The organism is Nostoc cf. edaphicum LEGE 07299, assembly GCF_015207245.1.
GTDB lineage: Bacteria > Cyanobacteriota > Cyanobacteriia > Cyanobacteriales > Nostocaceae > Nostoc > Nostoc edaphicum_B.
Window position 1 is genome coordinate 1 of sequence record NZ_JADEXF010000115.1, and the last position, 7923, is coordinate 7923.

The following is a 7923-nucleotide window of genomic DNA, read 5'->3' on the forward strand; positions in this document are numbered from 1 at the left end:
CCCTATTCCCTATTCCCTATTCCCTATTCCCTATTCCCTATTCTTACTTAGAGACTTCGCTCTTTTCCGGTTCTACTTGGGGTAATTCAGTACTAACGCGCTTGGAAAATCCCCAGCCTAAGATCAGGAAGATGGCAGCAATCATGATCCATTCTGGTGGAACTAAACTATCGTTCACCACTTTCAACAATAAGCGCAAGCCCACCAAGGCTACAGTTACATAGCCTGCGTCTTCTAGGTTTTCATATTCGTCTAGCCAACGGATAAACAATCCCGCCATGAATCGCAGCGTGATAATACCAATTGTTGCACCCGTCAGCACTAGCCATTTCTCTTGAGAAACTGCGATCGCAGTTGTCACACTATCCAAAGAAAATGCCAAATCTGTAAATGCAATCACAGGTATCGCTTGCAACAATGAATTAAACCGCGGCCCGTGATGGTGATCGTCCTTAGTTTCTTCCGAGGTAAAGTGTTGAAATACCAACCACAGTAGATAAGCAGCGCCCAATAATTCAAATTGCCAGAATTGTTGTACCCAAGTGGCAGTGAGAATCAGGGAGATTCGCAGCACATAAGCAACGACTAAACCAAAGTTCAAAGCTCTACGCTCAAGTTCCTTGTCTTCCAACCCCTTTGCGATCGCAGCGAGAGCGATCGCATTATCGGCAGATAACAGCGCCTCTAAAAGCACCAGGATCAGCAGAACTATAACGGCTTCAAGGCTGAAATGAAAGTCGAGGTAATCAAAAATTCGGTCTAGCATTCCGGGTTTCTCAAGCAGAAAAAATTAAAATTTGACAAGAACGGAGATTTATATATTAAAAAGCGCAATAAATTGTCACTCTAATCCAGCTTAACGTGCTTGTGGTGGATTTTGAAGAGGGTTGAATGTATGCGATCGCAGGGCAAGTGGGGGAATTTGCGTATAAGTCAATACACCCAAGGTTTTAACATTTTCGTGAAGGCGATCGCAATGGGCTGCTGTCAGTTCGCATCTAAAATTAGAAGATGAGAACAAAAATATGGTAAGAGTTTATGGATAACACACTTCTACAACGCATCACTCATAATCCAAATATCTGCCACGGTAAACCCTGCATTCGAGGACTTCGTTATCCAGTTGAGTTTATTTTGGAACTGCTCAGTTCTGGTATGACTACTGAAGAAATATTGAAAGATTATGACGATTTAGAATCTGAAGACATTTTGGCTGTCTTGTTATTTGCCGCTCGACTCAGCCAAGTCAAAAGCATTCATCGAATCGCCTCATGAAATTTCTTGTCGATGCTCAGTTACCAGTTCGTCTTGCCCGTTTTCTCAAAACTTCAGGTTATGACACGATCCACACCAGAGACTTACCACGGGAAAATGCTACGCCAGATAATGAGATTAATGCCGTATCAATTCAACAAAATCGAATTTTAATTACCAAAGATGTGGATTTTGTCAACTCTTTTTTAACAGTTCAGCAACCTTATAAACTACTTTTAATCACCACAGGCAATATCAATAACTCAGAATTGGAATCCCTATTTATAGCTAACTTCCAATCTGTAGTTGAATTGTTTAAGCAGCATTCCTATATTGAAATAAATCGAGACACCATTATTGTGCATCAGTAGTCTCTAAGCTAATGAGCATTTAAGTTGCATAAACCCAGGGCTGAAGCCCTTACCACAAGCGAGTCAGTCTGGAAAAATGAATGACGATTAGCTTATAAAAATTTCTAACATCACACATAGGCTTTAGCTTCCCGTTCTAGACATTCAATCTCTCTTTGCCACGGCTCAAACTTGTGTTCTCGCTTTTGCAATTGATCTACTGTCGGGTTTCTGGGAGGCTGGGTATCTAAATTAGGCAAAATTCCTTTATCTGCAAGCCAGGTGTGGGAAAATACCTGCCAAAGATAAACATGATCGTGTCTATCGCCACCCAGACAACGAATCCGCTTGACTGAAAGTGTGGATTCACCAAAAAGGATTTGCTCATTTATGGAATTTTTCGGAAACAGGCGCGTCTCACTACCTCTTCCACGAAAGAATTCGACTACAAACCACTCACCAAAATCGAATATACAAACCTCTGTTGGGTCGCTACCATCATCCTCTAGTAGATCAACATCACCTTCGATTTTATACCCTATGGCAATTTGCGATGTCTTGGGTAACAAGATGCGAAGCCGTTCAAAGCGGTTACTGTAGTTAGCCCAAAAATCCCTGCGACTACATAGCCTATTTGACTCGAAGTTTTCTAAATCTAACTTGTTCAATATGAGATTTACTAACTTTTGGAAATCACCATAATTGATACCTCCAATCCATTCTCGAAGTCTTTGCCTTGCTGGATCTGAAAGCTTATACCAATTTTCACCATTTCTATAATTATTTCGCAACCAATCAACCACTAAATAATGATTATTAGCTTTATAAGTGCAAACATTAGCTAGTAAATAATTGACAGCTTTTATTTGCTGATTATCTGACATTTCATCCAAACAGCTTAATAGCCAATTCACCTGCTCCTGATTCGGAGAAATAATTTTAGAGAAATAGGGAGTTATGTATTCTATAAACTTACTGAATAATGGAATCCAAATAGGTAAATCCTCTCGAATTTGGTTTAGCAGTTCAGTTTGGGTTACACGCTGTTCACAAGCAATTTTTGCCAATTCTCTACCTGTTTGTGTACTGCGAAGCGCCCGAATAATTTGAACTGGTAGCAGGTGATTAACTAAGTCAGAATTAGCAAATATATCAAAAGATTCTGCTAGAGACTGTGCTAACACCGATTCTTGCTGACCACTATGATAAAGAGCCAAACGCCACAATAGCTGATGTTGCAACCATAAGTTAGAAATTGCTACCTGCCAAATAGCTGTTGATGTGTTCCCGGCTCGGTCAATATTTTGCTGATCCCACTGTGCTTTAGCATGAATGCAGTAAACCCAGTCCAACTGACTTACCTGATCCGCTTTACCCTGTTCAATAGCTTCTAATATTTTATCAATGCTTGGTATTGATATTGTTACATCTAGTAAGTTATTTGCAAGCTGAATAAGTTGATTAGGACTACACTTGGGAGTTTCAGGTAGGGAAGGAATGGAAAACTGATAATTCAATGTTTGAGTTCCTTTAAAGAGAGGTTTTAGTGATATTTTTCTTTAATTCATCACTGCGAAACTGAAAGCGGAAAACTACTTTGCGATCGCTTGGATTATCACGTTTCTTGTCAGATTCAATTTCTCCACGACCAGCAGCTAATATTTTCTGGCTTAAAGGTGCTTTGGTAGGGAAATTCATATCATAAAAAATGTAGTTGTAAACTGATGATGATCGCAACAAACTTAGTTGTAAATTAGTTTTGTCGTCTCCATCTGAGCTAGTGTGACCTTCTATAACTACGCGGCTAATTTCCTGCTCAAATTCTGGTTTTGAGAAAATAACCCCACTGTAAACAGGAATAAAGCGGCGTAGAAAGGCTTTACCTTCTGGTTTAAGTTCTGTACTTCCCTTAGCAAAAAGAATTGATTCTTGGATACTGACATCCCCAGTTCCTGGGTTGACTTTAACATTGATATTGTTGCTTTTCATCTGTCCCACAACGTTACCAATTACTACCCGTTTTGGTACATCCTTTTGTGCAAGTTGGAGTAGGGCTGTAATAAATAGCAAAGCAAAAAACATTAGTAAACCAGACATCAGATCGCCAATAGACAGATAGATACTAGAGTCATCATCCTCTATAATATCTGCATCAATTTCACCTCTGATAAAATCATCCATGATTGCTTCCACCATTACCAAATTGGCGGTTATCATGTGCAGCAACTAAAACTCTTGCTGTCTCTAGCAAACCTCCGCAAACTCTAGCCATAGAAGTATCTGCTTGTTGGAAAAAGCTTAACTGTGAGTCAACAGTCCTTTGCATAGAAACTTCAAGATGACCCTGCCAAGCCTGAAGGCTATCGTCAAATTTTCGATTCAAATTTCTGTATGAATTGTCTACTATTTGCACTTGTTCGCCAATATCACGGGCAAGTTCTTGTAGTTGCATTAGTCGTTGTGCATCGTTTAATCCAGCCGCACTAACTAATCTGTTAATTTGTTCTACAGACACCTGAATTTTAGTCATGCTTTTATCTACTTCTTGAGTCAATTCATTACGCCTTTGAGATTCTTCTCGGAAGACTTTATCAAGATTGTTCACAACCCCAGATAATCCATCTCGTTGTTTGCCTAGCGTCCCTTCGAGTAAGTTGTTTTGTTGTTGAAAGAATGTCTGTAAATTTGTTTGATATTCTTCCCTAAATCTTGTCAAATCATCTTCTACTGTATGGCGAGTTGCTGTGAGTGTCGCATCAATATTTACTAAAGTAGCCAGAAGATTATCCTTCGCATCATTCATCAACCCAGAAGCTTGATTACCTACTGTTTGTAGAGTATTAGTTTGCTCATGAAAGGTTGTATTTGCTTGGGTGAGAATTTGGATAATTCCAGTCCGAGTAGCTTGAAGCATCTGCTGTTCTACTGCTGCGCGTTCTTGTAGCGCTGTCTGAAGTTCCTCTCGAATTCCCCGGAAGGTAGCAGCAGCTTGCACTGCACTGGCTTCAAAAGCACTTCGCTGGGCTGTCATTCCTTCGATACTCTGAACTACAGCTCGATTAATTTCGTGAGATGTTTGTTGTATAACTCCCGTAGTTTCAGTTTGGAATTGACTCAAAGTTTGTCCCATATTGCTAGCAAATCCTTGAAGCATCTCCTTTTCCACAGATGCGCGTTCTTGTAGCGCTGTCTGAAGTTCCTCTCGAATTCCTCGGAAGGTAGCAGCAGCTTGCACTGCACTTGTTTCAAAAGCACTTCTCTGGGCTGTCATTCCTTGGATACTTTGGTTTACGGCTCGATTAATTTCGTCGGCTGTTTGTTGTAAAACACCTTTTGTATCTGTTTGAAATTGATTGAGAGTGTATCCCAGGTGGTTAGCGAATACTTGGAGTTCGACCAAAGTTTCTTTTTGAAAGTTCTGAATTGTCAAGATGGAACTAGCCAAACTTTGAGATATACCACCCAATTCTCTATGTAAACTCAGCACAGCTTCGGAAGCTTGTTGGGTTAACTCTGCACTTTTATCTAGTCGATCTGCAATGGGTTCGAGTACCTGAACTCGCATATCCTTAATGAGTTCTTCTAAAACTCTCTGTCCCTGATTTTCTTGGAGTTCTCGAAGTTGTTGCTGCTCTTTGAAAATTGCTCGCAGCGCTGGTAAAATAGCAGTTTGCACTTGCTCTCCTACAGATTGACCAATAGCATGGGCTGACAATTGGTTTAAGCCGGCGAATTGTTCTGCAATACTCCTACCTACAGCTTGACCAATGCCTTCCGCATTTAGTTGCTTTAACCCGGTCAAGTTTTTTGCTACAAGACTAAGTGCTTCAACTACTTCACGGTTGTCGTTATCTGCCGTTTTCAAAATTGCGATCGCCTTCAATTTCTGACGCAAACTATCGCGCCGTTTCTGCCTTAGCGAATCACACCCAAACAAAACTAAAGTAAACAAGCTACCAGAACCAAGCCCCATCAAGGAAGTAGAAAAAGCTGTTTTCATTCCTACCAGTAGCCCTTTACTGGCAGTCATCAATTCTTTAGGATTTTCTGTAGATAAATTTATTCCTTGGAGTCCCTCCTGTATACTGTAAAAGGTTCCTAAAACGCCGATGGCAGTACACAAGGTTATCACAAAGTGCAGGGAACTACGAGGTATGGGATGGGCTAAAACAGACGGATGCTTTATCAGTATGAAATTACCATCTTTTTGTCTGAATCTACTAGAGTCATCGGTTCCTAAATGATCCTTTAACCATTGGCGAACTTCGTTTGAAAGCTTTACATTTTTACCATTTTTCAAATTACTCAAACATTTAATAGAGGCTCCAGTTATGCCACACTCTGAGCGCCAATACTGAAATAATGTGTAAAGCTCGACAATAATTGCGGCTATTAAGACAAAAGCAGTTGCCCAATGAAAAGGTTCGTTATCCCAAATAATGTCCCAAACTTTTGCTATTTCCACACTGCACCCCTCTTGTTTATCTTGGTTATATCTTTTTGAATTGCTCTAATTCTTTATCGGCAAAAACTTCTTGAGCTATCCGCATTGGGAGATGCTCTGCATATAGGCGGTTTCCTATAGGTTCTCGCAGACGTAAGCTGTAAAGTGGTTCACCTTCTGATTCTTTATCCTCAATTAAATAAACCTGTTCTGGTGCATAGCTTCGTAACAAACGCACTTGCAAACAGGTTTTTAAATCCCGTGAAGAAATAGATAGTGGTGAATCTTGTCCAAATAATTCACAAGCCACTTTCCAAGCGTGGTTAACCGCCACAATTTCGTTAACCAATTTATCTACCGAGGGGTACAAGATTTTTGCAGTTTCACTAATCAATACTTTTGACCTACTTGCCTGAGCTTCAATAGGTCTATCATTCCCAAAATGGGAACTTTTATTTAACTTTTATTGGTAAATCTATTTTGATAAAAGTAGTTTTTGATACCAAACCACTCTTTGGGCGTTGAGAAAATGTAGAGTGTGTTGTTGCTGTTACTGTGTTAGCGTAACCAAAAACCTGAGATAGTGCGTTACGCAAGCCCTAGCACACCCTACATCTATTTTTGTAAAAACGAGGGTTGCGATCGCATAGCTGTTATTGGTTCCAAAGTATCGTACCTTATCCAGCGACATCCTCACTGATGGATACAATAACAGATGTTTATATTCCAGAGAGTTAAAGGCTAATCCCGTTTCTCTGCTTAAAGTCGGGTGTACTTTTTAAGGGAACAGTTTCAACCTGAATAACAATTGCTTCAGCATTGATAAGTAAATATTTAATCTTTGTAAGAAATGCTTAAACCTTTCTTATAAATGCTTTAACGTGAGTAACAATTGCTTCAACATTCATAAGAAAATATTTAATCTTTGTAAGAAATACTTAAACCTTTCTTATAAATGCTTTAACGTGAGTAACAACTGTTTCAACATTGATAAGAAAATATTTAATCTTTGCAAGAAAGACTTAAGCCTTTCTTATAAATGCTTTAACGTGAGTAACAATTGTTTGAACATTGGCAATAAACAATTGAAATTTTGCAACAAATACTTAGGGTGTGTGCAATTAAGATACCTCACCTTGATTTGACTATGTAAAATTTGTCTCTCTTCTTAGTAACGTTACAGTGAGTGTACGTACAAGTCACCAGTTTTATCCCAATACGCTTAGGATAAGCCAGAAACCCCTCATGTAGAGACGCGATTTATCGCGTCTAAAAAACTGACACGTTAGGGAGACGCGATAAATCGCCGTCTCTACAAAGAATGTACTCGTCAATTATTCATTGATAGACTACTATTTCCGACTTGTCTGTAGACCGTAGCCTTACTAACGAGAGGGATGTCTGATAGGACAGGGTGAAGTTTTTTACTGTAAAATCAAACAGCGATCGCTCTCCTAAATGCTGTCTTATAGTAAAAATTAATAAAATTATGCGATCGCTACTATTATCTTTTAGTAGCTCAACATTACCATTGCGAATTCAATACTTTAAGGACAATTGAATTTACCACTACGCAACTAAAAATTTCACAAAATCTCTGCCAACTTTCCCACCAGACTATCTGCTAAATCCAATAACCTGATATCATCTGTATCAATACTATTTCCTTCACCAGCTAGAAGATTTTTTACAGCAGATAGCCTGTCATTGGTTTCAGAAATTCTCCAAGATTCATCTAAGTTTACTGCAAAATCAAACAGAGATCGCTCTCCTAAATGCTCTCTTACCCTAACAGCGACACTATCATTACTTACCAAAAATTCTTTAATAGTATCTAATTGAAAATTACCTAATATTTCATCATGTCCCTACGTT

At 39.2% G+C, this 7923-nt stretch carries 9 protein-coding genes; 2 read left to right on the forward strand and 7 right to left on the reverse strand.

Features of this window, described 5'->3' with window-relative positions:
* Positions 1-43 precede the first annotated feature (43 nt).
* Complete coding sequence (locus tag IQ229_RS05245) at positions 44-766, reverse strand: TerC family protein (protein ID WP_194041910.1); 723 nt, start codon at positions 764-766, stop codon at positions 44-46.
* Between the two features lie 90 nt (positions 767-856).
* Complete coding sequence (locus IQ229_RS05250; protein ID WP_194041912.1) at positions 857-1021, reverse strand: hypothetical protein; 165 nt, start codon at positions 1019-1021, stop codon at positions 857-859.
* A gap of 17 nt (positions 1022-1038) precedes the next feature.
* Between IQ229_RS05250 and IQ229_RS05255 the strand changes: the two genes are divergently transcribed.
* Positions 1039-1275 (forward strand): DUF433 domain-containing protein, encoded by a 237-nt coding sequence (locus IQ229_RS05255; protein WP_194041914.1) that lies wholly within the window; start codon positions 1039-1041, stop codon positions 1273-1275.
* Entirely contained in the window at positions 1272-1625 is a 354-nt protein-coding gene (locus tag IQ229_RS05260) for a DUF5615 family PIN-like protein (RefSeq protein WP_194041916.1), read from the forward strand. Before IQ229_RS05255 ends, IQ229_RS05260 begins: the two co-directional genes overlap by 4 nt.
* 110 nt (positions 1626-1735) lie before the next feature.
* Here the strand turns inward: IQ229_RS05260 and IQ229_RS05265 are convergent, their stop codons facing one another.
* From IQ229_RS05265 to IQ229_RS05285, 5 genes are all read right to left on the reverse strand, one after another.
* Complete coding sequence (locus IQ229_RS05265) at positions 1736-3121, reverse strand: EH signature domain-containing protein (RefSeq protein ID WP_194041918.1); 1386 nt, start codon at positions 3119-3121, stop codon at positions 1736-1738.
* A 13-nt stretch (positions 3122-3134) separates the two neighbouring features.
* A complete protein-coding gene (locus tag IQ229_RS05270) occupies positions 3135-3821 on the reverse strand; it encodes an OmpA family protein (RefSeq protein WP_228013157.1) in 687 nt (228 codons plus the stop codon).
* Complete coding sequence (locus tag IQ229_RS05275) at positions 3778-6069, reverse strand: hypothetical protein (protein WP_228013159.1); 2292 nt, start codon at positions 6067-6069, stop codon at positions 3778-3780. The genes IQ229_RS05270 and IQ229_RS05275 overlap by 44 nt, the downstream gene beginning before the upstream one ends.
* A 25-nt stretch (positions 6070-6094) precedes the next feature.
* Complete coding sequence (locus IQ229_RS05280; RefSeq protein WP_228013161.1) at positions 6095-6397, reverse strand: hypothetical protein; 303 nt, start codon at positions 6395-6397, stop codon at positions 6095-6097.
* A gap of 1237 nt (positions 6398-7634) precedes the next feature.
* Entirely contained in the window at positions 7635-7865 is a 231-nt protein-coding gene (locus IQ229_RS05285; RefSeq protein ID WP_194041922.1) for a hypothetical protein, read from the reverse strand.
* Positions 7866-7923 lie beyond the last annotated feature (58 nt).